The organism is Anaerococcus lactolyticus S7-1-13, from assembly GCF_000758765.1.
Classification (GTDB): domain Bacteria; phylum Bacillota; class Clostridia; order Tissierellales; family Peptoniphilaceae; genus Anaerococcus; species Anaerococcus lactolyticus.
Map to the genome: position 1 here is coordinate 56,517 of NZ_JRMW01000038.1, position 26,934 is coordinate 83,450.

The 26,934-nt window shown below is 31.3% G+C and carries 24 protein-coding genes; 1 reads left to right on the plus strand and 23 read right to left on the minus strand.

All coding sequences use genetic code 11. The features are described from left to right. Positions 1-232 precede the first annotated feature (232 nt). The 12 genes from HMPREF1630_RS06585 to HMPREF1630_RS06640 all read right to left on the minus strand — a co-directional run bounded on the left by HMPREF1630_RS06585 (position 233) and on the right by HMPREF1630_RS06640 (position 12,060). Positions 233-718 (minus strand): PcfB family protein, encoded by a 486-nt coding sequence (locus HMPREF1630_RS06585; protein WP_037328252.1) that lies wholly within the window; start codon positions 716-718, stop codon positions 233-235. A 4-nt stretch (positions 719-722) separates the two neighbouring features. Continuing rightward, entirely contained in the window at positions 723-1,577 is an 855-nt protein-coding gene (locus HMPREF1630_RS06590) for an ATP-binding protein (RefSeq protein ID WP_037328253.1), read from the minus strand. A gap of 46 nt (positions 1,578-1,623) precedes the next feature. Then, entirely contained in the window at positions 1,624-2,634 is a 1,011-nt protein-coding gene (locus HMPREF1630_RS06595) for a replication initiator protein A (protein WP_037328254.1), read from the minus strand. A gap of 85 nt (positions 2,635-2,719) precedes the next feature. Next, positions 2,720-3,601: a BRO-N domain-containing protein gene (locus tag HMPREF1630_RS06600; protein WP_037328255.1), complete on the minus strand. Its 882-nt coding sequence runs from the start codon at positions 3,599-3,601 to the stop codon at positions 2,720-2,722. 101 nt (positions 3,602-3,702) lie between these two features. Further along, positions 3,703-4,659 (minus strand): ParB N-terminal domain-containing protein, encoded by a 957-nt coding sequence (locus HMPREF1630_RS06605; protein WP_037328256.1) that lies wholly within the window; start codon positions 4,657-4,659, stop codon positions 3,703-3,705. Beyond that, positions 4,652-5,428 (minus strand): ParA family protein, encoded by a 777-nt coding sequence (locus HMPREF1630_RS06610; RefSeq protein WP_037328257.1) that lies wholly within the window; start codon positions 5,426-5,428, stop codon positions 4,652-4,654. Before HMPREF1630_RS06610 ends, HMPREF1630_RS06605 begins: the two co-directional genes overlap by 8 nt. A gap of 145 nt (positions 5,429-5,573) precedes the next feature. Further along, positions 5,574-6,506, minus strand: a complete 933-nt coding sequence (locus HMPREF1630_RS06615; protein WP_231549525.1) for an ABC transporter ATP-binding protein — start codon at positions 6,504-6,506, stop codon at positions 5,574-5,576. Beyond that, positions 6,503-7,231, minus strand: coding sequence for an energy-coupling factor transporter transmembrane component T (locus HMPREF1630_RS06620; protein WP_037328258.1), 729 nt, complete (start codon positions 7,229-7,231; stop codon positions 6,503-6,505). The genes HMPREF1630_RS06615 and HMPREF1630_RS06620 overlap by 4 nt, the downstream gene beginning before the upstream one ends. Further along, complete coding sequence (locus tag HMPREF1630_RS06625; RefSeq protein WP_037328259.1) at positions 7,231-7,821, minus strand: MptD family putative ECF transporter S component; 591 nt, start codon at positions 7,819-7,821, stop codon at positions 7,231-7,233. Before HMPREF1630_RS06625 ends, HMPREF1630_RS06620 begins: the two co-directional genes overlap by 1 nt. A gap of 25 nt (positions 7,822-7,846) precedes the next feature. Then, the gene (locus tag HMPREF1630_RS06630; protein ID WP_037328260.1) at positions 7,847-9,571 is read right to left on the minus strand and encodes an ABC transporter ATP-binding protein; all 1,725 of its coding nucleotides are present in this window, start codon (positions 9,569-9,571) and stop codon (positions 7,847-7,849) included. Beyond that, positions 9,568-11,298: an ABC transporter ATP-binding protein gene (locus tag HMPREF1630_RS06635; RefSeq protein WP_231549526.1), complete on the minus strand. Its 1,731-nt coding sequence runs from the start codon at positions 11,296-11,298 to the stop codon at positions 9,568-9,570. The genes HMPREF1630_RS06630 and HMPREF1630_RS06635 overlap by 4 nt, the downstream gene beginning before the upstream one ends. Before the next feature lie 147 nt (positions 11,299-11,445). Further along, positions 11,446-12,060, minus strand: a complete 615-nt coding sequence (locus HMPREF1630_RS06640; protein WP_037328262.1) for a TetR/AcrR family transcriptional regulator — start codon at positions 12,058-12,060, stop codon at positions 11,446-11,448. Positions 12,061-12,344: 284 nt separating this feature from the next. Between HMPREF1630_RS06640 and HMPREF1630_RS06645 the strand changes: the two genes are divergently transcribed. Next, on the plus strand, positions 12,345-12,686 hold the full coding sequence (locus HMPREF1630_RS06645) for a plasmid mobilization protein (RefSeq protein ID WP_037328264.1): 342 nt from the start codon (positions 12,345-12,347) through the stop codon (positions 12,684-12,686). A gap of 331 nt (positions 12,687-13,017) precedes the next feature. Here the strand turns inward: HMPREF1630_RS06645 and HMPREF1630_RS06650 are convergent, their stop codons facing one another. The 11 genes from HMPREF1630_RS06650 to HMPREF1630_RS06700 form a co-directional block, all read right to left on the minus strand. After that, complete coding sequence (locus HMPREF1630_RS06650; protein WP_052039399.1) at positions 13,018-13,836, minus strand: hypothetical protein; 819 nt, start codon at positions 13,834-13,836, stop codon at positions 13,018-13,020. Beyond that, a complete protein-coding gene (locus HMPREF1630_RS06655) occupies positions 13,820-14,311 on the minus strand; it encodes a Mov34/MPN/PAD-1 family protein (protein ID WP_037328266.1) in 492 nt (163 codons plus the stop codon). The genes HMPREF1630_RS06650 and HMPREF1630_RS06655 overlap by 17 nt, the downstream gene beginning before the upstream one ends. Further along, the gene (locus HMPREF1630_RS06660; protein ID WP_156095814.1) at positions 14,308-15,993 is read right to left on the minus strand and encodes a ThiF family adenylyltransferase; all 1,686 of its coding nucleotides are present in this window, start codon (positions 15,991-15,993) and stop codon (positions 14,308-14,310) included. Before HMPREF1630_RS06660 ends, HMPREF1630_RS06655 begins: the two co-directional genes overlap by 4 nt. 57 nt (positions 15,994-16,050) lie before the next feature. Beyond that, positions 16,051-17,079: a nucleotidyltransferase domain-containing protein gene (locus tag HMPREF1630_RS06665; RefSeq protein WP_037328268.1), complete on the minus strand. Its 1,029-nt coding sequence runs from the start codon at positions 17,077-17,079 to the stop codon at positions 16,051-16,053. Between the two features lie 21 nt (positions 17,080-17,100). Then, positions 17,101-17,313, minus strand: a complete 213-nt coding sequence (locus tag HMPREF1630_RS06670; protein ID WP_004835177.1) for a helix-turn-helix domain-containing protein — start codon at positions 17,311-17,313, stop codon at positions 17,101-17,103. Positions 17,314-17,724: 411 nt separating this feature from the next. After that, positions 17,725-18,567, minus strand: coding sequence for a nucleotidyl transferase AbiEii/AbiGii toxin family protein (locus tag HMPREF1630_RS06675; RefSeq protein WP_037328270.1), 843 nt, complete (start codon positions 18,565-18,567; stop codon positions 17,725-17,727). Then, positions 18,564-19,151: a type IV toxin-antitoxin system AbiEi family antitoxin domain-containing protein gene (locus HMPREF1630_RS06680; protein ID WP_037328272.1), complete on the minus strand. Its 588-nt coding sequence runs from the start codon at positions 19,149-19,151 to the stop codon at positions 18,564-18,566. The genes HMPREF1630_RS06675 and HMPREF1630_RS06680 overlap by 4 nt, the downstream gene beginning before the upstream one ends. Positions 19,152-19,463: 312 nt before the next feature. Continuing rightward, positions 19,464-20,711, minus strand: coding sequence for a 23S rRNA (uracil(1939)-C(5))-methyltransferase RlmD (gene rlmD / locus HMPREF1630_RS06685; RefSeq protein ID WP_037328273.1), 1,248 nt, complete (start codon positions 20,709-20,711; stop codon positions 19,464-19,466). Then, positions 20,711-22,483: a pyruvate kinase gene (pyk, locus tag HMPREF1630_RS06690; protein ID WP_037328274.1), complete on the minus strand. Its 1,773-nt coding sequence runs from the start codon at positions 22,481-22,483 to the stop codon at positions 20,711-20,713. Before pyk ends, rlmD begins: the two co-directional genes overlap by 1 nt. An 8-nt stretch (positions 22,484-22,491) precedes the next feature. Then, the gene (pfkA, locus tag HMPREF1630_RS06695; protein WP_037328276.1) at positions 22,492-23,451 is read right to left on the minus strand and encodes a 6-phosphofructokinase; all 960 of its coding nucleotides are present in this window, start codon (positions 23,449-23,451) and stop codon (positions 22,492-22,494) included. A gap of 9 nt (positions 23,452-23,460) precedes the next feature. Beyond that, positions 23,461-26,907, minus strand: a complete 3,447-nt coding sequence (locus tag HMPREF1630_RS06700) for a DNA polymerase III subunit alpha (RefSeq protein ID WP_037328277.1) — start codon at positions 26,905-26,907, stop codon at positions 23,461-23,463. Positions 26,908-26,934: the final 27 nt, after the last annotated feature.

Consider the following 26,934-nt stretch of genomic DNA (forward strand, 5'->3'; position numbering starts at 1 on the left):
CAATATTCAATATACAACATACACACTTATTTTAATATACACACTTATTTTAACATATAAGCTACATTATTTCAATACTTACATTTCTTAATTGAATTTCCATAAAATCATAAAATTAATTATATATTACTTGATTTTATAAAAATATATAAAAAGAAAAATCTTTCTAAATTTTATAATGTTAAATTTTTTTGAAAATTTTATTTTCTTATTTGTTTTATTTATAGATAATCTATAAACTTTGCTCATGATGTTTTTCTTTTATCTTATCTTTTTGAGGTGCATTTCTAACTTTTTCTTTAAAGTGATTTAATTTATCCATTACAGATTCTCTCTTTTTATTCTTACCGGCAAATTTTGAAACAGTATCTTTAAAAGCCTGTTCCATAACTTTTTCATCTTTTGCCTGAAAAAACACTATCTTATTTCCTGTAATTAAATCTTTTTTTATACTGAATTTCACGCCACTCTTCTTTAATTCTCTTTTTAGATTTTTTAAATCAACATCATTTAACTCTAGGGTTTCAACTTTTCCTTTTTTCACTAAATCCTTTACTGTAGTCGGTTTTTGTTTGTCAATCAGACCTTTCAACCCGTTTTTTTCTTTTTCCGCCTTATTCAGTATCATCTTCATTAGTTTTACAATTTCTTTCGAAGTCAAATGAAGTGCTTTTTTATTTACAGCAATTACCTGTCTTGTTACTTCTTCATTGATCAAAATATCACCTACTTTCTGTCAAAATTAAATTGGCTGCCATTGCCTTCTCCCTCATTGTTTTTAATCTATGATTTTCCCCATTGAAGATAAGAGGTGTTGCCATTTCAAGAAGTCTGGAATATATTCTCTTTTCTTTTAAATCTGTTGTATTCATCAAGTGGGCAATTGACAAATTTGTTGTAACAATAATGGGCTTGTTCGCCCTATATCTGCTATCTATGATGTTAAAAATATGTTCTAGGGCAAAAGAGGTATCTCTTTGTATTCCAAAATCATCTATAATCAAAAGCCTATTGCTGTTTAGATTTTTGATATACTTATTTTTATCTATCTGTAGATTCATCATATCGTTTAATATCACTCCAAAGTTTGTCATTCTAACTGTGATTCCTTTTTCTATCAAAGCATTTGCAATAGAGGATGCCAGATATGTTTTTCCAGTTCCAACTGCACCTGTTAATATAAGACCTATATTTTCTTTTTCCATATTCTCAAAATGCTTCACATAATTTAACCCTGCCTGTTTATGTTCCAAACTCCCATCTTCCCTCTCAAAAGTTTGTTTATACAAGAGATTATCATCAAATGCCATACTTTTAAGTCTGCCTATACGCATACTACGTTCAAATTCTGCCATTTCTTTTCTTTCTTGTTCTATCTCTTTACTTCTACAATCACAATTTTTAGGGATTTTTCTTGAAACACCACCAATATTTACCATCTGTTGCTTGGCTGTATGGCATTTTCCACAATAGACAAGTCCATCTTCACTATTTACATAATCTCCATTTTCCTCATTTAGCATATTCTTTTCCATATTTTCAAACACCTTATCAAATACTTCACTTGTCGTTTCCATCTGTGAACCTCTCTTTCAATCAATTTTATTTTTTAAAACTCTTTACTCATTGACCTTTTAAAAATTCTTTCCACAATTTTTCATCATCAGCATAATTCTCAAAATTTCTTACATCCTTTGATTGCTTATTGTAATAAATAATGTTTATAGGAGCATTGTAGATTATAGATAACAGATATGCTCTAAAATGGGTAATTTTAGATGTATTTTCTCTTAAAACGGATAAGATATATTCTATGTGTTCTTTTTTGATACTTAAGAATTTTTCCTTAATCTTTTCATAGCTTATCCATGTCTGATTGATTTTTAAATCTCTTTTACTTTCAACTGCATCCACCATAATTTCTACTATAAAATCTATATTTTCTTTTGTAGGACTATCCCTATCCATAAAATCGAAATATGAAATATTTTGCTTTATTATTTTTTCTACTTGACCTCCTTCTCCTTTTTTTGATTTTCTCTTACATCCTGTTTTATCTATGGAGGTGGTCTTACTAATATCAGTATCACTCTTTTTAGTTTTATTTATATTAGTCTTATTACAGTTTGTTTTTGAAACTTCTTGAGGTTTGTTTTTTAAATTTCTTGAAGTTTGTTTTTCAAACTTCTGTAAGTTTGCTTTTGAAACTTCTTGAAATTTGTCATTTAAACTTCTATCTCCATTTTTTTCTTCTTCCATTTTTCCGTTTTCTTCTATGGTTTCTACAAGAAAACTTTTTACATAGATTATGTTCGGTTTTCCAAGCCCTCTTCTCTTCTTTTCTATCAGTCCAAAGTCTTGTATTTCTTTCATAATGTTGATTGCCTTATTTCTGCCTATATTCATAGTTTCTTCTATTTCATCTATGGTAAATATGATGAATACTTTGTTTTCTTCATCTAACCACCCATTTTTCATAGATAAGCTCATTCTATCGAGCAAAATAGAATACAGAACTTTTGCATCGCTACTTAATGTTTTAAAAATGCTGTCTGTATATAAAATCTTCGGTATTTTAAAGAAGGAGTATTGATCTGCTTCTTTTCCGTAGTAATAGCTAAATTTAATATTCATAACTTTCTCCTTCCTGTATTTTTATTTGTTTTAGCAACAAAAAAAGAGATAACTCTTTTGCTATCTCTTTGAAAATATCTTAATTTTAGTTGTTATCTTTACTCTTTTTATCTTCAGAACTTGTATTTTCTATTATAGTCTCTTTGACCACATCTTCTATAAGTTTTGACATATCTACTGCATTTTTAGGACTGATTACAGGTTTACCGGTTCTTTCTTCTATTTCTTTTCTGGCATTACCTGCTATACCGCCTCCCTCTTTAGCAACTTTCCTATTTTCTTCTAATCCTTTAGGATTGGTTGTTTTAGTAAGTTCCGTTGTTGTGGCTTCTGCAAGCATATTAAGGACTATTTCAAGGGTAGTCATATTGTCCCTTAAATTCTCCTTTTTCAGTCCTTTTAGATTTTTGTATCCTCTTGTTGTCATTCCGGACCATGCTTTAGTGATTTCATCGGTAAGGATTGCGTATTCTTTGCCTTTTTCTATGCCATGATCCTCCCAAGCATCCGTAAGTTCCTTTCTTACTTGAATAGCTTGTAATCTTTGATTTATCCACTCTCTTGAATAGCCCTTCTTCAAATATGTTTCTAAGGCTCTGTCAATAGTAAGTTCCGGATCAATGATTTCATCAATTCGCTCTTTTCCTACTTCCGCAAGCCATAATTTGAAAGGCTCTGCCTTTGGGGATGGAATGGACTGAATAATACGGAAAATATCTTTCATATTTCCCGCCAATATTTTTCTTTTTTTGCCACTTGATGATTTCATTTCTACCTGGGGACAATTTGTCCCTATGTAGAAAGCTAACTGTTCATCACGTTTTCTCATCTTCTTGAGATAATCTGTTGGATTTTTACTTTCTGACAAGACTCCAACTACATCGACTACTGAAAAATACCATTCTTCTTTTTCTTCGTCCCAAACAGAACGTATTTCTTTGTTCTCATACAATTTTATTTCGTCCATTGTGCCACCTTCTTTTTTACATATTATTCTATCAAACAGTTATCTGAATTTATTTTGTACCTATATTATACTTCAAACTTCCTATTTCGTAATTTACTTGCTTATATATTCTTAAAATAATTTTCCAATGCCTTTTCTATAATATTTTCTACATTTTCCTTTGTTTCACCTTGAAAAAATTTTTGAAAAATATTTTGCGATAACCTTATATTCTGATATGCTTTCATCTTTGGTTGTTGTAGGTTCAATAAATATGCTCTAACCATCTCTTGATTTAAATGTTCTTCATTATTCATCATATGAAGTACTTTAGCATCGCTTGGCTTTAAGGTTAGTTTCAGTTCTTTACTCTGCTGATATAGATATTCTTGTATCTCTTTTGAAAGATAAGATAAATCCACTGCCATTGTTAGTCCTATTTTTTCATTATCAACATCTTGTTTCCAAAAATCAGATAATTTATTTAATCTAAGATACCTTGCAATGGATGCTCCTGAAAGATTGTATTCTTTTCCAAGTGTTTTTCTACTGTCTGCTTTACCAATCTTATCTTCCTTCTCTATAATACCCTTATCTAACAGTTCTATTTCATTTTTTAAATCATTTCTCTTGCCCTGACTTGCTATTTTTTCATATCTTATTTTAAGAACAAGGGCTTTTTCTGTCGGTAATAAATCTGAGAATGAACGTTGCATTAGATTTGTTTCTATCACATAGGTATAGGCTTGTTTATCTGTTAGATTTTCTTTTACAATACAAGGAATGCTCTTTATATCGGCAAGCCTTGCTGCATTTACTCTATTATGCCCGGAGAGTATTTCATATCTATTATCGCCTTTTTTTAAGACAATTATTGGATTTAATATGCCATTTTCTTTAACACTTTCCACCATATCATTAAGTCTTTTCCCTTTATAAAGAGTAAATGGATGGTCATGATAATTTTCAAGTATATCAAGTTCTAGCTGCTTAATATCACCTTGCTCCACAGATTCTATATCATCAAGCAAAAAATCTACTACATCTGTTATTTCTCTTTTCTGTAGTTTTTTACTCATGGCAGATCTCCTTTGCAAGATTATCATATGCAACATCTACACTACTTCCTTTTGCATATTTTTTAATGCTTTGACCACTGTATATGGCTTCTCCAACTTTTACTGTTTTGGGGATTTTTGTTTGAAATACCGCTAGCTTTCCATGATACATTTCTTCCACCTGTTCAGTAAGTAGTTTTGAAAGATTGGTTCTATACTCACACATCGTTAGCAAAATCCCCTTCACTTCCAGTTTAGGATTAACTCTCTTTTTGATTTTTTGAATGGTTTTTAAAAGTTCACTAATTCCTACAATAGCAAAAATTTGAGTATCTGCTACAATAAGTACACTATCTGCTGTACAAAGGGCGTTTATAGTTAAGATATTAAGTGATGGCGAAGTGTCTACAAGAATATAGTCATATTGCTCTTGTAAAAGTTCAGTGATGTCCGATAATATCCTTTCACTTCCAGTTTCCATTCTCATTTGTGCCTCAGCAACTGACAAATAAATGCTAGAGGGGATAATATTTATATCATCATACACTGTAATATATTCTTTTAGTAAATATCTCTCTTCTTCCAATTCCGCCATTAATAAATGTCCAATTGTTTTTATATTATCATCAGCATTTTCTAATCCAAAGCATCTTGTAAGATTGGCTTGCGGATCAAGGTCAATCACCAATACTTTTTTTCCCAGTTCTTTTAGTGAATAGGCAAGGTTTAGAGTTGTAGTTGTTTTTCCAACACCGCCTTTTCGATTGGCTATGGTTATAATTTCTGCCATAAAGTCCCTCCTTCTTCTCTATACAGAGATTTCATTTTATGCTATACTTTTAGATAATTTTGAGTATAAAAAAAGATGATAGTCTCAATCCATCATCAAGTTTAAAAGTTTTGTGGAAGCCTTTAACCATTGATTTTACTTGGATTTATTGTACTATCATCATTATAGCATTATCCCCAATTCCATTTTCTCCAACAATCCCAATAATATTTCCATAGCAAAATGTAAGATCCTTGATGGACAAAATTGTTCTGGTATTTCTTTTAAATATCAGATTTTTCAATTCTAATAAAGCCCCTTTATTTGAAGTTTCAAAATCTTCAAATCCTTCAATAGCTTTATAATCAGAATGCCTAAGTCCAGTTCTCATTCGTTCATCCTCACTTAGATTTTCAATTTCATCCATATTATATTCTCTGATGATTTTCCCATCCTCTAAATGTATTGCTCTATCAACAATGTCTTTTAAATACCACAGCCTATGTTCTGCAATAATAATAGTTTTTCCTAAAGATTTAAGCTTTTTCATTGTAAGTGATAGCTCTTTCATTGACTTTATGTCTAAGCTTGAAGACGGTTCATCAAGAATAAATATCTCAGGGTTTAATGCGTAAATACTTGCTATAGCAATCTTCTGCTTTTCTCCTCCGGAAAGATTGAATATATTTTTATTCATCAAGTTTTCAAGATGAAGCTCTTTTTCGACCTCTTTAATTCTTTTGTTAATTACTTCTCTTTCTATTCCGTAATTTTCTAAACCAAAAGCAATTTCATCTGTAGTGTTTGTTGTATAAAATTGTGTTTTAGGATTTTGAAAAACTGATCCTACATCCTTAGATAATTTATAAATTGGTGTAGTAAATGTATTCATACCATTGACCATAACCCTTCCGGAAATGTCCCCATCATAAAACTCAGGTATTATACCGTTCATAAGCTTTAATAGGGTCGACTTTCCGCAACCGCTCCTGCCACATAGAAGAATACATTCCCCTTTTTTGATTTTCAAGTTTATATCTTTTAATGAGTAATCAGATCCTCCCTTGTACTTAAAACTTAATTCTCTAATTTCAATCATAAGTCCCACCCTAACACTTTCATAAATATTACTATTGATAAAATTAAAATCATAAGAATTAGAACACCAATATCATTTTTTCTAAACTTAATTAGGTGTCTACTTGTTTTGTTAACAGGAGCATCAAGACCCCTTATAATGGCTGATTGGGATAGCTCATCCCCGATTTCTATTACGCTTACGAATAATGGTACAAAAAAGTATTCCATTGTCGCAGCAGGTCTATGAAATAAATTATAAAGGCTAACGCTAATCCCTCTTGTTTTCATTGCCATATTTATATGACTCCACTCATCTTTAATCGTAGGTAAACATCTAAATATTACAGAAATCATTATGAGTGTGTCTTTTGAAAGTTTTAATTTTTGTAAAGTTGCTACTGCACTGGAAACAGATGTGGAATTTAAAATCCATTTACCCACAATAATACATGGCAAAAATTTTCTCCCAATTGCAAAGAGGAATAAAATTAAATTCAAAAGAAAATTTATATTGAAATAGGCTAAAGTTTTTTCTAATACAACACTTATTACAAAGAATAAAATATACCTTATAGCGGATTTCTTATAGCCATCACTAATAATGATGGCAAGAAAAAATAAGCTAATAAGGCTTTGATATATCAAACCAAACCCTAAAAAAATTAAAATATTCGCACCTATAAGCAAGATAAGTTTTGTTCGGAGGTCATATTTTGACCCCAGAACAAACTTTGAATTTTCCATTATAAAACTCCTGCGGATTCCAACTTTTTATTTAATATTTTTTTTGTAAAATAAGAACCAATCAAAGAGAATATAAATGTTCCTATAATCATAACTGGTAACATCCATATCGGTGTCCATGCCCTTACTGTGTTACAAAAGCTTTGATCTAAGCCACCTTTTATTACACTTTCAAAATATGATTCTCTCATAACCCAAATTGGTAAAAATCCTCCAAATAAGTTTAGAGAAAAAAACATATGACTAATTGTATTTTTCTTAAAGTCTGTATAATTCCCACCTTTTGCTATGAACATAGCAATTATTCCGGCAGGCACTGCCACTAATGGTGCAATTGGAATATGTCCAGTTGCAACTAATAAAATACTTGGTAAGATAGCTGCGATTACAATAGCAGTAGCTGACTTTGTCTTTGCAAGCAGCATATGATAGGTTGGTGCAGCAAGTAGTGCTACAAGCATAGGCATTAGTAAAAATAAAACAGGGACAGGCATTGATATTGCCCCAATTACTAAATATGTTACAAAGTAAAGTGCAATTAAAACACCGGCTGTAACTGCATTTTTTGATGATTTCTTTTGTGTTTTCATAAATTTCCTCCTTTAAAATTGATTGTTACTGTACAATCTTCCATTCTTTAGACTTTTCTTGATAATTCCATAAGTCTTTATATAGTCCTTCATTTTTAATAAGCTCTTCATGCTTCCCAACTTCCTCTACCTTTCCTTTGTCTAAAACAACAATTTTATCAACTCCCATTACGCTTCTTAATTTATGTGCTACAACCACAACTGTTTTATTTTTAATTAAATTTGATATGGCTTCCTGTATAATAAGTTCATTTTCAGGATCAAGCGAAGATGTTGCTTCATCAAGTAGTATTATTGGGGCATTTTTTAATATTGCTCTCGCTATTGATATTCTTTGTTTCTCACCTCCAGACAGAGTCGCTCCTCCTTGTCCAATCATAGTGTCAAATCCATCATCTTTTTTGACTATAAAGTCATAAGCTCCTGCCATTTTTGCAGCATTCATGATTTCATATTTACTTGCATATTCATTTCCAAATTTTATGTTGTTATAAATTGTGTCTTTGAAAAGATACACATCTTGAAAAACAACAGAAAATTTATCCATTAATTTATCAGGGTCGGCTGTTAGCAAATCTACTCCACCAATTTTAATTGTCCCTTCATTAGGATCATAAAATCTGGAAATTAATTTAATTAGTGTAGATTTTCCAGAGCCAGAGTAACCAACAAAAGCAGTTAATTCATTTTCATTAATGTCTAATGAAACATTATTGATAACCTTAGATTCCTTGTAAGAAAATGAAACATCGTGGATTTCAATTTTGTTGCTTTCGTTTACATCGGAATTTCCTGACATAGGTTTAGCGTTAAGTAAGTTAATGATTCTCTCTCCTGAAACTGATGCCATTTGTAGACCTGTATAATTTACAAGTGCAAGCTCCAAGGGATCAAAAATCCTTGTGCCTACAAATAAGAACATTAAAAATGTATCAATTTCCAAAGATCCATTTATAAATAAATAGGAACCAACTAAACTCATCAAAGGAAGTCCTATTCTTAAAATCATACTAGCTATAGTAGTTAATGAACCAACCCCTTTCTCACTCTTAATATTTGCATTTCTTGAGTTATCTATATCTTCTTCAAGCTTTATTAATGTATCATCTAAGCTGTTATAAGCTTTTAGAGTCTTAATAGCATCCAAATATTCGTTTATATCTTCTTCCTCTTTTATCTTAATTTTCTTTGTTTTCAAATAAATTTTTTTCTGAAAGTTTTGCATTAGTGTAAGAAGTAGAACAGAAATAGGTAGTCCAATAAGAGTTGCTATTCCCATTTTTACATTAATTATCAAAAATAATATTGAGCAAAGAACCGCTACGCATATGCCACTGAAAAATTGAGGTAATTGATGCGTTACTGCCGTTTCAACTTTGAAAAAATCATTCATTAATGTATCTAAGATCTCTGCTGAACTTTTCCCAGAAATGTAACCTATCGGCAGTTTTCTTATGTGGTCTGCAAGCTCTATTCTTCCATCTGCACTTGCCTTGTATCCAAGTTCATAGGTATATTTTGTGGCCAAATTTTCCAATAAGAATGTTACAAAGAAAAATATTGCCATTATCCCAAAATACTTCCATAAAAGGCTCGTATCTATACTATCTGCTCCTCTATTCAAAAATAGTGTTTCTACAATTTTCGCCAAAGCAATAAATGGTATAAGGTTGGAAATAGATGCCAAAACATTTAAGATAATGGATTTTCTTATATTATTCATCTTTCCTAAAGTAATATTTCTTATCATTCATTCTCACTCCCTTCTATATCCATTTGCCAAAAATTTGTCTTCTTATAAATATCAAAAAGTCGCTTATATATTCCATCTGCGACGATTAAATCTTCATGCTTACCTTTTTCTGCAATTTTTCCATCAGATATTACTAAGATTTGATTTGCATGCTCTATGGTGTTTAACCTATGCGCAATCATGATGACTGTCTTATCTTTAACCAATTCAGATAAAGCTTCCTGCATAAGATATTCATTTTCAGAGTCTGCAAAACTTGTTGCCTCGTCTAATACTAATATTGGTGCATTCTTTAAAATCGCTCTTGCTACAGCAATACGTTGTTTCTCTCCTCCAGATAAATAAGTCCCTTTACCCAAAACAGTATTGTATCCATTAGGGAGTTTTTCAATAAAATCATGACATCTTGCTTTTTCACATGCTTTTATGACATCTTCTTTTGTAGAGCCTGTCTTTGCCATAGCAACATTATTGAAGACTGTATCTGTGATAAGATCACTGTCTTGAAAAACGAATGCTATCTTGTCCATTAGGGCACTCATCGGAATGTTTTTTATGTTAACTCCACCAATTTTAATAGAGCCTTCTGAAGGATCGTAAAATCTGGGTATTAGCGTTCCAATGGTAGATTTGCCTGCTCCCGAATAACCAACTAATGCTGTAACTTCTCCTTGTTTAGCACAGAAGCTTATATTCTTTAAAACCTCTTCATCTCCATAAGAAAAGCTTACATTCTCAAATTCAAGATCATGACCTTTTATCTCTTCCTCGCTATTTTCAATTGCCAATTCTTTTTGATCTATAATTTCGTAGATTCTCAAAACAACTTCATTTAGTAAATTCATTCCTTCTGCAAAATCTCTAAGTTTTAATGCAGGTACGCTAATGGCAGGTGCAAGAATTACATAGAAAATAAAAACTGTAGCAAAATCCAAGTTATTATTTCGTGACATTAAAAGTATTCCTACTGGAACTATGAATGTAGCAACAGATAAAATAAACATTCTAAATGAAACAAATCCCGGTCTTATCATTGATGTCATCGAACTTGTAAAATCTCTATATTCTCCTACTGACTTTGAAAAAGTTTTAAATGATTTTGCTCCTGTTCCAAATATTTTCACTTCCGGCGTACCTTTAACGTATTCAGTAGTTGCTGAATTAATTTGATCCAAAATCGCAAAGTTCTTCTCAAGTCCACCCGACTTTATAATCTTTGCCATGATTGCAATCTGAATTCCTAAACCAACAAATATAATTAACAAAGTCGTAAGACCTAATATTAAATTTATCTTCAACATAACAATTATCATTGCTAAAATTAGTGCTAAAGTTGAAATTAAATTTGGTAATTGATGAGAAAAATATCCCTCAATTTGATTCATGTCCGATCCTAATACTTGCCTTATTTTTGACTTGTTGTCTCCAGTATAAAAACCTAAAGGAAGATTCCCAATATGAAATAATATCTTCTTTTTTAAGTTAGCTATTAAAACATATGAAAACTTATGGCATAAAATACCGCCAAAGTAAGTTAAACAATATGATAATACCACTGCTGCAAGTCCATAGGTGCAGAACTGTATTGTACTTTGTTCTAATTTTCCATATAAAAATAGAGATTTTATGACTTTGTATATCACCAAAATTGGACAAATACTTAATAGCATCCCAAGACTAACAAATAATATTCCTCCTACAAGTTGTCCTTTTTTTATTTTCACTGTAGGAAATAATATCTTTGATTGATTTCTTCTTTTTCATCTAAAACATACCTCCTTACCGAACGAGTTCGTTCATTTACCTTAAAACTAATACAAGGAAAACACCATTGATGTTTCCCTTGTAAAATACTTATATTTTATTTTTCTCTAATGAGGTCTTTGAAATAGTTCGCTTATTATTCCAAAGGCTTCACTTGAATTTGTTTTGTTTTCTCCCTTAATAATATAGTCATTATATATTGTTCCAACAGCTCCGTATAAAATAAAAGCTGCAAAACTTCTCACATTTTCCCTGTTTATTCCCATATTATTTTCTATTTTTTTATTTTCAATTCCTTCAATTATAAACTCTGAATAGACATCTATAAATTTTCCAATGTAATGAATCAATTCCCATATCCTGTACGAGTTATCTGTAATTGAATTCTCTTTTGAAAAATTATATCTTGTTGTGAATTGACTGATATCTTTTACTATGAGTTCTCTTAGAATTTTTATTCTTTCTTCGTAATCTATTTCCTTATTTTGAAGTATATCTAACTTATTTTTTAGTTTTTCTTCAAAATATGTTTCCATGCACGCCAAGAAAATATCTTCTTTTGATTTGAAATAATAATAAAACATTCCCGGCGCTCCATTAACTTCTGCGAGAATATCTCTAACAGAAACTTTCTCATACCCATATTTCTCAAAAAGTCTGGATGCTATGTTTATAAGCTCCTGTTTTCTTTCTTCTGGATCTTTTACATTTCTCTTTACCAAAACCTCACCACCTATTGACCGACACTCGTTCTATTAATATAGATTATCATTTTCTTTCACTTTTGTCAATAGTGCCCTGAATTTACATTCTAAGTATGGTATAATCTTATTTACTATAAATAACACGCTTAGCGCTTATAACTTTAATAGCAAGCACAGTAAGTGAGTACCCACTTACGAAAAATTGATGAAGCAGAACCTTTATGGACTGCTTCTTTTTTTATCAATTTTACCTTGTAGGGAGAACCCTAAAACCCCAATATTTTATGATAAGGAGATATACTATGGATAATAGAAAAAGAAATAATCAACTAAAAATATATTTAACTGATGAAGAAAAAGAAATTTTTGAAAAGAAAATGAAACTTGCAAACTACAAAACCATGTCCCACTTTCTTAGAAAATGTGTATTAGAAAAAGAGATTTATGTTGTAGATTTAGAACCATTTAGAAACCTACAATGGTTACTTTCAAATACAACAAACAATATAAATCAGATTGCAAAGGCAACTAATACAACTGGTGTTATTTACAAAAATGAAATCGAATCAATGAATAAACAGATAGAAAAGTTATCAAAAGAAATATGGCAGATCCATTCCCTACTTCTTAACAAATCAAAATAAATCATGCAATATAAAATCAAGATTCAAGTGTTATGGATCTCCAAATCATACAAAATCTAATTCCTATATAAGTCATTAAATATCAGATGAGCAATACTAAAAACTAGGTACATCAAATATAGCATTTTTAATGAGTATAATTATATTTTTATTTTTCAAATCAATCTATCAGATTAAAAAATAACCTTCCAAACTTACATATAATATTCTAAGTAAATACAATAAAAAAAGAATACTCTAATGCTAGAATATCCTTTAAATAAATAACTTAGATAATACTTTTATATAAATAAATGCTTAAAATTTTTGTTGAATTAAACAAAAAAGTCATCTATATAACTTTATATCTTTCAGAAAAATTTCTATAGCTCTGTCTATCTTGCTGGTATACAAATACTTCCGCTATGTTACCTCTATCTGCTAACTTTAGCGACTGCTCAACAATTTCATAATTGTGTTGTGCGTGTGTTGTAGCAAAAATATTAATTAATACTCCTTTAGGTAACGCCCTAATTTCTTTTACTACAAACTCTACAAATTTCGGATTATACTTTCTAACTCCTTCACTTTTTGTCTTGGAATTTATAACTTTAATTGTTGGTAATTGTTTCTTTTCTGGCGGGATTTGAAAATCATTTATTGAATAAGTATCTTCTAAAATTAAATTATATTCTAAAGAATCCTTATTATCGCAATTGATATATATAATTTTAGAAGATGTTTTTTCTTCGGAGATATTGTTTGTTACTATAAACTCACTGAATACATCATTAATAACTAGTTTAAATTGCATATAAATAGGAACTAATACTAAGTTACACTTTTCATATCCTAAAATTTTAGAGCATAACAAAAACCATAAATAACTATGATCATGATATATATTTCCATTGTTTAAAGTTTTATTCTTATTCATTTTTCTTATAGTCAAAATAACTATTCCTGCAAAGAAAATACCTATTCCTAGATTTCCCAATTTTGACAAAAAATAATATATTATATCAATTATATTAAATGAAATATTCTTTGGTTCTGTATTTATAACACTCTTAATATTCGATATTATAGGTAAAAATAATGCTAAAACTATAAAGAGAAGCTGACATAATTGAGTTTTACAGTCTTTAAATTTTCTAATTATTTCTTTCATATCTATCTCCCCAATAAATAGTTTCTAACAGCTCAATCATACCCGTTTTTTCATATTTCCAAATTCTATATGCTTCATATCCTACTATAATATGGAAATATAAACTTATTTCATCAGAACCTTTTGCTATTTTTTTCCAGTTTTTTAAGTCTATATCTGAATATTGGGGAATAGCCTCAGGATGAGTGTGCCACTCCCCTACATACCTATAAATTTTACCACTTCTTAAATATATTGAGTTACAGGTCTCTACATGTTTAGTATCTAACCTCTTAAATCTATTCCTTTTTCTCTTGTCATTTTTATATGGTTCTGTTGCATAACCTATAGTATAATAATTATTTTGTAAGTTTTCTTTACCTATAATTATTCCACCAGATTCTAAACCATTTTGTTTATATTGTATATATTTCTTAAATAAATCAATAACTGAATCCTTAATTTTAACCCTTTGAATATTTTCGCTTATTGTCATAATTCACCACAAATACTACAAGTTTTATTATAAATATTATCAAATTTTATAATTTCAGAATCAGATTTTTGTGATCTAAAACGTTTTGAAAAATTTAATCCTGCTAATTTGAAATAATACTCGTCGCCTTTTGAAGAAAATATAAGATTACTTTGTATACTGTTAAGTGCATGCTTCTTTAATAAATCCATAAACATTAGACTTGTTTTTATAGATATTAACGAACCATAAGAAATAAAAGAACCCTGACATCCAGAGTTGGATTTAGCAATAACTTGTCCTTTTTGCGTATAAGCAAATGAATTATATAAAATCCCACCATTGTCTCTTTTAAATATACATTCATAACACCCTTTATAATTTATATCAAAAAACGCAACATGTGACCCAATATCTAATGGCTCATTCCATAAATAAAAAACAGGTGTCTGTATTTTATTAGTAACAATATATTTATTTAACCAACGGTTAAGAATTTCATTTCCAGTTGCTGATATTATATAATCATAATCTTCAAATTCTATAGAACAATCTTCAATTGCATCCTCAATTTTGTCATCAACAGTTTTTATATTTAAATTTTGTAAATTTTTCTCTCCATATATTCTCAAGGCTTCTGCCTTATAGTTGTTTAGATATTCAATGCCAAGTAAATGTCTATATATATTTTCAGCATTTAGATGGTCTGAATCAACAAGAGTAATGTCTTCTACTCCCGATTTAATCAGATTACTAAATGTATATCCCCCTATAGAACCACATCCTATTAAAAGATATTTTTTATTAGCAAGTATGTTTTTATCGAATGATGTTCTATTCATTAGATAACTCTTATCTAATCTATCTACACAGATAGGAATGATTCTTTTAGCATTGCTAATTTTAAGCTTATCAAGCTCAATATCATACTTTCCATTTTCAATTAAAAATCCTATTACATTATTAATTTTTTCAGGTTGTTTAATTTCAAATATAAAAAGCATATCTTTTGTTTTTAAATATCTCTTATCTTTATTGTTAAAAGAGCAATAGCTCAAAATATTATTTAAATATGATAAATCTACAGATTTTCTGAAATCAGGAGGATATATTGCTTTATTTGGAGCTAAAAAGAAATATAAACCATTGAATTGTGTTCTATTCCTATATCCCCATAAATCAAAATCTGATGATAAGGTACTTGCAAAATAAGATGTTATAGTAGTTCTCTTTAGATATTCAGCATCCGTCTCATTTTTCTTTCTTACTTTAGATATCTTATTTTTTGTACAATAACTAATCTTTTGGTTTTTCTTTTCTTTGGGAATAGCAACATCAATATTTTTATAATCATCTCTGTTGTATATATACGAATTAAATTCTTCCAACAAACCTCTCTTGTTTTTACCATTTATGCCATCATCTAAAATTTTAATAGCTTTGTCTATGCATTGATTAAAAACTCCCTCAAAATTCCAATCTATCAAAGCTCCTTCTAAATCAAATAAACATAGTTTCCCATTCTTTTCAACATGTGGGATAAAAGGGAGCTTATCTATCTCACAGTATATATCTATTAAACTTAGTTCCCAATTTAATGGTAATCCAATTTTAACTGGAATTAACTTACTATTTGTTGATAAAGAACAACTGATTAAAAATTTATATTCTGTCTTTTTAAAGCTTGCATTCTCTTCAATCATAACGTCTGAGATATATTTATTATCTAATAAGATATCTCTTAATTGATTTGAGTCCAATTAATATATCTCCCATCCAGATGAACTTGATGAGGGAATATAGTTAACTTGATTTTTGGCTGTGTTTTTCTCTTCAGGAATTTCGAAATCATCTCCAAAAATCTTATTCAATTTTTTATATTGGGCATACTCATCAATTTCATTTCTAGCTTCTTTCAAATCGTTAGAAAACTTTGTAATCTTATCTTTAAAATCTGTCATTTGATTATCTGTCATTTTTTCAAAGACATCATTTGGAAAATCAAATGAAAGTTCATATGGTAAAGATAACTCTATTCTATAAAGATCTCTACCATTTTCTGTTTTTCTATAATGAAATTTATTCTTTATATAATTAACGACATCTATTAATACTGTCAAATCATCATCAGAATAATAAGAAAAGTTGTCAATAGCCATTAATGTTAATCCTATACTTGCTGGAGAAATATGCCCAAAGTTACTAAATCGCCTGTTCCTCCATTTTTTTATATAACGTATGATTCTTCTAAATTGATCTCTTTGTTCTCCTTTAACAATTGTATTATTAATATAATCTACGAGGCCTTTTGGATCAGCTTTTTCCCATTTAATAGAATCCTGATTGCTTGAAATTCCTTTAGCAATATACAATTGACTTTCTTTATTCTCATTATCCTCATAAGCATAAACTACTAAATCAACATGAAACGCAGCTTTATTATTTTTTTTATAAGTTACTGTTACACAAGGCTTTTTTATCTTAGCACCATAGTCTGTATGATTCTCTAGTATAGAACAAATTTTTTCCTTTAAATCCAACGGTTTGTAATCATCTTTATTTACATTAAATATTAATCCAACGTCTATATCATATTCTTGATCATCTTCAGGTTTTATTCCTGTTTTTAGAATGTAGCTGCCTTGATTTATAACCTCAAACGATGGCAAGTCATCAGAATTTCTTAAAATGTTGACTAATACTTCACGTTTCTCTTTTAATTCATGATTCGTATCAAAGTCTACTCTTATATTATCATTGAATTTTTCAAATTGTTTTTGAACAGTCATTAGTTGTGCTCTCCTTTTCTATTAAATTGAATTACTTTTATACATAGATATAACATCATTAAAGTCTACATCTAACTCTTTACAAATTCTATATAAAACTTGCATACTAACAAATTCTCCCTTTGTCATTTTTGCCACTGTTGCAGTTGATATACCTACTCTATCCATCAAGTCTTTTTTGTTCATATTTTTATCAATTAATACTTTCCAGAGTCCATTGTAATTAATCTTCATAATTATCATCCTTATTCTGTTTTTTATTATGCAAATAAAACTTGTGTATTTGCAAACTTTTACTTTACTATATTATACTTTATATTCGTTGTAATTTCAAAACTTTGCATTAATAGAATTATTAGTAGAAAATTATAGGCATTTGAGATATCATCGATATTTATATATTAGTACATTTGTTATATCATATCTCATTGTTATAAATATTTGTTTTACAAGTCCAAAGATTTTGATAGAATTTCCTATCTTTAAGTTCTCTAAATCTTTTGCCTTATATATTAGGATAAGCAATTGGCATAAAATTTTTCAATTTTAATCCTTTAAACTTTAAGTAAAAAAGAAGTAGATTAATTCCACTTCTCTTTTACTTAATATTTTCTTGTCTATGATTGCAAGACAGTGTCTGTTAAATTACATCTCATTAATTCTATTTGAAATAATTGTCACTACATCAATAACCTTATCAAAGGTCAAATCTCCAATATACTTATTTTCACTGAGATATACTTCCCACAAGGATCTTAGGTATGAATCTTCTTTTATGTCCTCGATTATTTCCTCATAGTCTTGCATTATCTCCCAGCTTTCTCTTTTGTTTAAGGTTCTCTCTACTGCTTCTTTTAAAATTTCATAGTTTATCTCATCTTTTTTCAATTTGTAGAGAGTGTATATGTCGTAAAAGTCTCTCATTCGTGTTGTTGTTATATTTCTTCTGATTATGGTTTCATATTTTTCAGCTAAAATTGTTTCTAATGGATATGCCATTATTTTTATATCTTCTTTGGTAAATATACATGGATAGGTATATTCTATTTCCCTTGGTGTTATTGCATCTCCTGTTGTTAGGTCTAGTTTCATCGGGTTTTTGGTCTTTCCAACATTTGCTATTAGTGATATTCTAAAGTTCTCGTACTCGTCCTCTTCCCTAATATAACTAATGTCTTTTATTTCAAATTTTATTCCATCTTCTACATTGATATTTATAATTTCATCTACGACTTCTTTTATTTTCTCTTCTTTTAGGGCTATGCCTTTTATGGTTGTATCCATGTCCATAGTTGTTCTATTTTCAATACCAATTAGAGATGATATCAGGAATCCTCCTTTTATTACAAAATTATTTTTGTAATTTGATTTGGATAGCCTTTCTAAAAATCTTTCGAAGAAATATATTTGTAGAACTTCTTGTGACTTTAGATTTTTCTTCTCTGCCATGCTTCTTATCTTTCCCTTTATACTCTCGATATTAATCACGATAACACCTCCATATATTTCCTAATTTCATTTTCTATTTTAAATAGTCTACTGTATTTTATGAGTCGTCTTAGATTTTTATTTTGTGATTTAAAGTATCTTTTTATGGCTTCTGTAAAAATCTGCTTATCTATTTTTTCTCTGTCGATTATGATGTCGCAAATTGTTCGATCTATATCGTAAACTGGGATAAGTTTACCTTGTGGTGATTTTATTTCTGTCTCTCCTAGTTCGTATAAGTCTTTTTTTACATAGTGAACTTGTAGATCCTCATATCTTTTTTTGATATGGCTTGCATTATATCCTTGGGGTACAGATATATGAAATACATTTGGAGTCCTGTCGGATAGGTCGTGGAGGTATAGGGCTGTTTGATGGGAAAATATAATTCGATTACTATTTGATGATATTAAAACAAAATCGTCTATTACTTTTCCTTTTAGTTGATATAGTCCTGGTCTTAATCTTTCTAATTGTCCGATTTTTGTTAATTCTGATAAATTATGCCTAGTATATCCAAGTTCTTCTGCTTCTTTGTTGGTGATTACTAAATTTTCTTGTATATATTCTTTAAGTATATTCATAGTCCGCCTCCTCTCGTTTACGCTTTTATTATATGTTATAAAAGCGAATATGTAAAGTTGCTTATGAGTTTTCCATTTTTTGAAAAAGGATGTAACGAAATATTACTCCCTTTAATAAAAAAGAGCAGCCTTTTAAGCTACTCTTGTAGAAAGTACAAAATGGGTTAATTATATTTTTTGTGTTTCCTCATACTAGTCTCAAAACTACTCTTACATCCATATAGTTTTTTTGAGTCTTTTTGACGTATCCTTCTTCATCTTTATCAAAGACAAAATGCTTATAAAACTGCTTAAAATGCAGGATTTCTAAATTTACATCTTTTGCATCAACGCTACACTCTCCACATGCATGGTTTGTGGGAACATGTCTACGGCTTTGATTTTTTCTAGTTTGTAGCCTTCTTCTTCAAATCTATTTATATCTCTTGCTAGGGTTTGGGGGTTGCAGGAGATGTAGATTATTTCTTTTAGGCCGGATTTACCTATGGATTTTATTAGGTCTTTGTCGAGGCCTGCTCTTGGTGGGTCTACAATTAGGCTATCGATTTTTTCTTTTTTTATAAATTTTTCGTCGATGTATTTGGCGTTTTTAGCTATGAATTTAAAGTCTTTTAGGTCGTTTATTTCTGCATTTATTTTAGCATCTTGGATGGCATTTTTGTTTATTTCTACACCTACTAGCCTATCACCATTTATAGCTATAGAAGAGGTGGCTGAGCCGCAGTAGAGGTCTAGGACTTTTTTGCCAGATCCTAAAAGTTTTTTTGCTTGGCCGTAAAGATTTTCTATTTGAAAGTCATTTACTTGATAGAAATCATTGCCACTTATCCTGAAGGTTTTGTCACATATCTTGTATTCTAAAAAATCTTTACCAGAAATATTTATATTTTCCTTGCCTATTATATTTATAAAAAATTTGCTACTTGAGTATTTTTCTTTGATATAGGCGATGGGTTCATTATTGTTATCAAGATCAAGATTTAACATGATGTCTGTGCCGTTGGTTCTTACGGTGATTTCTTTTATTGCACCCTTAAATTTTTCAGATATATCCTTGGTTATTTCTTCTATTTTTCCTACATTTTCGCCAATATTTTCCCTAACAAGCAGGCAATCTTTTATGTAAACTAAGTCGTTTGAATAGGATTTGTTATAGGCAAGTCTGCCGTCTTTTTCTACTTGGAGCCTTATTTTATTCCTATATCTCAACTCCTTTGATGGGATAATTTCAATATCTTCTAGCTTATAGGATGTTGATTTAGCTAGGGCAGATAGAATTAGATTCTTTTTTATTTGTATTTGATTTTCATATTTTATATCCATAATAGTACAAGCTCCACATTCATAAAAATATGGACATGGAGCTTGTGTTTGTACTGGGCTTTCTTTGATTGTTTTTATCTTTTTTGCATTGTAGAAATTTTTCTTTTCTTCTATTATTTCTATTTCGCAGACTTCACCATAGACTGCGTCTTCGATAAAAGCAACCTTGTCAGGAGTTTCGCCAACTCCTCTCCCATCTATTAGGATATCTCTTATATAGATATCATTGTATTTCATTAGATTACTTTTGTTTCTCCGTTGTAGATTACTCCGCCTATTGGGTCTACTGTAATGATTTGACCATCTTCTACAAGGCTTTGAGCGCTTACTGCACCAACTACTGCAGGAATGCCGAAGTGAACAGCTGCTACTGCTGTATGGCTTGTTAATCCACCGGTTTCTGTGACTATAGCTGATGCTTTTTCTATAAATTCTGTAATATCTGAGTCAGTAAATTTGGCTACTATGATGTCGCCTTCTTCAAATTTACTTTCAAGTTCTTTCTTTGTTGATCCAATTACAACCTTACCAGATACAGATTTAGCACCTATACCTGTACCAGATGTGATGATATCACCAATCACATGAACTTTAATTAGGTTTGAAGATCCGCTTACACCAAGTGGAACACCAGCAGTTACTATAGTTAGGTCGCCTTCTTCTAGGTAGCCTTCTGATAATCCCCCAACTATAGCTCTTTCGATAAGTTCGTCTGTTTCGTGAGCTTCTTTAATTACAAGTGGATAAACACCCCAAACAATTGATAATTGACGAGCAACGCTATCTGTAGTTGTTGCAGCTACGATTGTTGTTCTTGGTCTAAATTTAGAAATTACCCTTGAAGTATTACCTGATGATGTACAAGAAATAATAGCTTTTGCGTCTAGTTCTCTTGCGATTTGGCAAGTAGATCTTGCTATTGAGTTTGTAGTATTTCTTCTAGATACTACTTTTGTATTGTAAACTTTTTCTATGAAGTCATCTGATAATTCTGTTGTAATACAGATATCTCTCATGGTCTTAACAGCTTGAACTGGATATTTACCACCAGCTGTTTCACCTGAAAGCATAACGCAGTCAGTACCATCTATAATAGCATTGGCAACGTCTGTTGTCTCAGCTCTTGTTGGTCTTGGGTTTCTAATCATAGAATCAAGCATTTGAGTAGCTGTAATAACTGGTTTTGCAGCAGCATTACATCTTCTTATGATATCTTTTTGTACTCCTGGTATTAATTCTGTTTTTATTTCTATACCAAGGTCTCCTCTGGCAACCATGATTCCGTCAGATGCTTCGATGATTTCTTCGATATTATCAACACCTTCTTGAGATTCAATCTTAGAAATGATTTTTATATTCTCTCCACCGTGGTCTTCAAGAACTTTTCTTATATCATAAACGTCTTCTTTTTTACGAACGAAAGAGGCTGCGATAAGGTCGATTCCATTTTCTATACCAAATTTTATGTCATCTACATCCTTTGGAGTGATTGCTGGTAGGTTTGTTTTAGAACCTGGAAGGTTAACTCCCTTGTGGTTTGAAAGTACACCGTTGTTTTGTACCCTACAAACTACATCTGTTCCATCTTTAATTTCTATTACTTCAAGTTGAACTAGGCCATCATCTATGTAGATTTCGCTGCCAACCTTAACATCTTGAGGTAAGCCCTTATGACTTACAGATACTATGTCTTGGGTTCCCATTACATCTCTAGTTGTAAGAGTAAAAATGTCATCTGGTTTAAGGTAGATTTCCTTTACATTGTAATTACCAGTTCTGATTTCTGGACCCTTAGTATCTAGCATGATAGCTATTGGTTTATTTAGTTTCCTTCTTAGTCTTTTAATTGTTTTAATTTTTTCTAAATGTTCTTCATGAGTTCCGTGTGAAAAGTTAAGTCTTGCTACGTTCATTCCATTGTGAATGAGTTGTTCAAGCACTTCTGGTTTTTCACTAGCTGGTCCTATAGTACAAACAATTTTGGTTTTCTTTAAAATTTCTGGTTGCATTTTTACTCCTATCTTGATAAGCTATTTGCTAAATCATAAAGATTTTCATCGAAAACTGACTTAACAGATGTAGCTTCTTCTATACTTACTTCTATAATTTTTCCGTTTACATAACCTATAGCAAGGCCTGTTTTTTCTTCTGCCAATAAGTCAACAGCCCTAGAGCCCATTGCAGATCCTAGAAGTCTATCAACAGCTGATGGTGAACCGCCCCTTTGAACGTGACCTAAAACTGTTACCTTTGTCTCGATACCAGTTTTTTCTTCAAGTTCATTTGCTAGAGCATATGGGTCACCAACACCTTCTGCTAGAGTTATCAAATGATGAAGTTTTCCTCTTTTTCTACCATGTTCCATCTTGGCAATTATTTCATTAATCGAAAAATTATGCTCAGGAACGATAATGGATTCGGCTCCTCCTGCAAGACCTGAATACAAAGCTAAGTCCCCACAGTTACGGCCCATTACCTCTATAACAACAGCCCTACCGTGAGAGCTAGATGTATCTCTTAATTTACCAATGGCATCAGATACTGTTTCTATGGCAGTAAAAAATCCTATAGTATAATCAGTATAGCCCATATCATTGTCTATAGTTCCAGGAATACCGATTGTTTTAATTCCTAAATCAGATAGGGCCTTGGCACCCTTAAATGATCCGTCACCACCAATTACGATCAAGCCTTCGATACCATAGTCAGCAAGGATTTGAGCTCCTCTTTTTTGACCTTCTGGGGTTTGAAATTCAAGGCTTCTTGCAGTACCTAAGATAGTACCACCCTTGTGGATGATGTCTGCTACAGATGAGATATTCATTTCATAGATATCTCCCTTCATTAAGCCATCGTAACCGTTTCTGACACCCTTAATCCTCATGGATTTATTTAACGCAGTTCTAACAGCTCCCCTGATAGCAGAGTTCATACCTGGAGCGTCGCCACCGCTAGTAAGTATACCTATTGTCTTCATTATTTCTCCTTATTTTACCTTAACATTTTCTTTTCCGAGCCTATCTTCAAGTAGCTTTATAGCTTGGTCATTAATATTAAACCACAATCTTGAATCAAGACCCACTAACTTTTTCTTATCCTCAAAATATATTTTTACTGGGTTCTTGCCTAAATTTTCCATAAGCAAGCCTTTGATATTATTATACTCTCTATATTTTATTTTTAGATACAAAGTTTTAAGATTTGCATTGTCTAGGTCAATAAATTCTGACGCTAATAATTTTACGTCAGTTTCATCAGTTTGCAATCTTCCTTTGACAATCACAACGTTATCATCATCAATTAATTTTCTATACTCGCTATAAGTCTTGGGAAATATCACCATTTCAATGTTTCCATACATATCTTCAAGCGATGCAAAGGCCATTAAATCTCGTTTTTTTGTAGTAAGTTCTTTTTTGTTATTGATAATACCAGCCATAGTAACAAATTTGCCGTCAAGACTAGCCAGCCTATTTTCACCAAGTTCTTCCCTATAATTTGTTGTAAAATTAACAATATTTGAAAGAGCTAGGCTTCTTTCTGACAAGGGATGTTCAGAAATATAAAAACCAAGAACCTCTTTTTCTAATTTTAACTTAACCTTTTTTGGATACTCATCAATATTTGGCATATCTATGTCCGTATCTTCTTTAGCACTAGCCATATCCAAAAGATTAATCTGACCTGTCACATTAATTTTATTATTATCGTGGACAGTATTTATGGCCTTTTCAAAAATCGCCATGAGTGACGACCTGGTATAGCCCAGACTATCAAAGGCTCCCGCCTTAATTAGAGATTCTATTCCCTTTTTATTAAGGGCCCTTGGGTCGTAATCTTCAACTCTCTCAAGGAAATTTTTAAAATTAGTAAAGGCTCCGCCTTCATCTCTTGCTTTAACGATAGAGTCTATAAGATTTAGTCCAACATTTTTTATCCCCGATAGGCCAAAGATAATTTTTTTGTCTGCCACCTTAAAAGACCCGTAAGACTTATTTATATCTGGTGCAAGAACTTCTATTCCAAGCCTTTTTGTCTCAGATACATAAGAATAAAGCTTGCCCGACTGATCCATGACAGATGAAATCAAATTTGCCATATATTCTTCTGGGTAATAGTGCTTGAGATATGCCGTTTGAACTGCCACAAGCGAATAGGCTGCAGAGTGAGATTTATTGAAGGCGTATTTAGCAAAGGAAATCATTTCATCATAAATTGTATTTGCCACCTGTCTATCAACACCATTTCTCACCGCTCCTGGTATTATGACTTTCCCATCCTCGCTGACCTTACCATTTATAAAAATATCCCTATTTTCTTCCATAACTGCCATTTTTTTCTTAGACATGGCACGCCTTAGGTTGTCAGCTTCACCTAGTGAATAGCCTGCAAGCTGCTGAACTATCTGCATTACCTGTTCCTGGTAGACAATTATCCCATAAGTCACACCTAGGATAGGTTTTAATTTTTCATCAAGGAAAGTGACGTCAGCCGGGTTATTTTTGTTGTGGATATATTTGGGAATCTCATCCATTGGCCCAGGTCTAAATAAAGAATTCGCCGCAATAAGGTCATCGAAAACTGTCGGCTTTAAATTTTTAAGAAAGGCCCTCATGCCAGCTGACTCAAACTGAAAAAGTCCTATGGTCTTAGCCTGGTTAAATTGCTTGATCACATTTACATCATTTACATCGATTTTTCTTATATCAAGGTCTACACCGTAATTTTTCTTAACATCCTTTATGGTGTCTTTGATAACTGTGAGGTTTCTAAGGCCCAAAAAATCCATTTTTAAAAGTCCCAGCTCTTCTATCTCTGTCATATCAAATTGGCTTACAACTTGGTCGTTTGACAAAGCGAGTGGAATAATATCTGTAAGTGGGTCTTTAGAAATAACTACACCTGCAGCGTGGATAGATGTATGGCGAGGAAGAGCCTCGAGCTTTTTGGCTGTGTCAATTAGTCTTTTTCCCTCAGCATCTTTTTCGTAGGAGGCCCTAAAGGCATCAGATTCTGCTAGGGCCTTATCAATGGTCATACCAATTGTTGCTGGAATTTGCTTGGCAATGGTATCGACCTTGCCATAGGCTATATCCAAAGCCCTGCCAACATCCCTTATGGCATTTCTAGCCTGCATCCTACCAAAAGTTACAATCTGCGAAACGTGATCCCTGCCATAAAGGTCATTTACATATTCAACTACCTTATCCCTTAATACATAGTCAAAATCTATATCTATATCAGGCATTGATACCCTCTCAGGATTTAAGAACCTCTCAAAAATCAAATTGTATTTCAAGGGGTCAATCTGAGTTATATCAAGGGCGTATGAAACAAGAGAACCTGCTGCAGAACCCCTACCAGGTCCAACTGCTATGTCATTTTTTCTTGCATAATTTACAAAGTCCCACACAATTAGGAAATAATCAACATAACCCATTGAGTTTATAACGTCGATTTCCATCTTTGCCCTCTTTACAATCTCGTCTGTAACTTGATCATATTTTTGAGCTAGGCCTTCATTTACTAATAATTTCAAATAATCTAGATTTGTAAGGTCTTCTGGAACTTTGGTGTAGTATGGCAAATGTGGTTGGTGAAATTTAATTTCAACTTGGCAACGGTCTGCAATTTTTCTTGTATTTTCGATTGCTCTTTCATAATCTTTGAAGATTGTCGCCATAGTATCAGCGTCTTTTAGGTAAAATTCCCTAGTTGGCATCCTCATCCTATTTTCATCCTTGATTAGGGCGCCTGTTTGGATGCACAATAGCACATCTTGATAGTAAGAATCTTCCTTGTTGATATAGTGAACATCGTTAGTAGCAACCATTTCTATACCGAGTTTTTTGTGGAGGTATTTTATGCCTTGGTTTACTTTTTTTTGCTCAGCCATACCATGGTCTTGGACTTCTAAGAAGAAAGATCCCTTGCCAAAAGCTTTTTCATACTTTAAGGCAGTTTCTTCTGCGGCCTTCATATCTCCTTCCAAGATTCTTTGGTTAACCTCTCCATTTAAGCAGGCAGAAAGGGCAATAAGACCTTCTGTATGATTTTTTATAAAGTCAAATGACACCCTTGGTTTGTAATAAAAACCATTGACATAAGCTTCTGAAACAATTTTCACAAGGTTCTTATAGCCAGTATTATTTTCTGCAAGCAAAATTAGGTGGTAGTACCTCCTATTGGTTGGATCCTTTATCTTATGATCTCTTTCAGATACATAAACCTCGCAACCAATAATTGGCTTTATACCACGTTTTTGTGCTTGTTTATAAAATTCTATGACCCCATACATCTGACCATGGTCTGTGATCGCAACAGAATCCATGCCAAGTTCTTTACACCTATCTAGAAGTTCATCTATTCTTGTAAAACCATCAAGCAGAGAATATTCCGTATGGAGGTGGAGGTGGGTAAATTTTGTAGTCATAGGTGCTCCTTTAAAAAAAGACTTGCT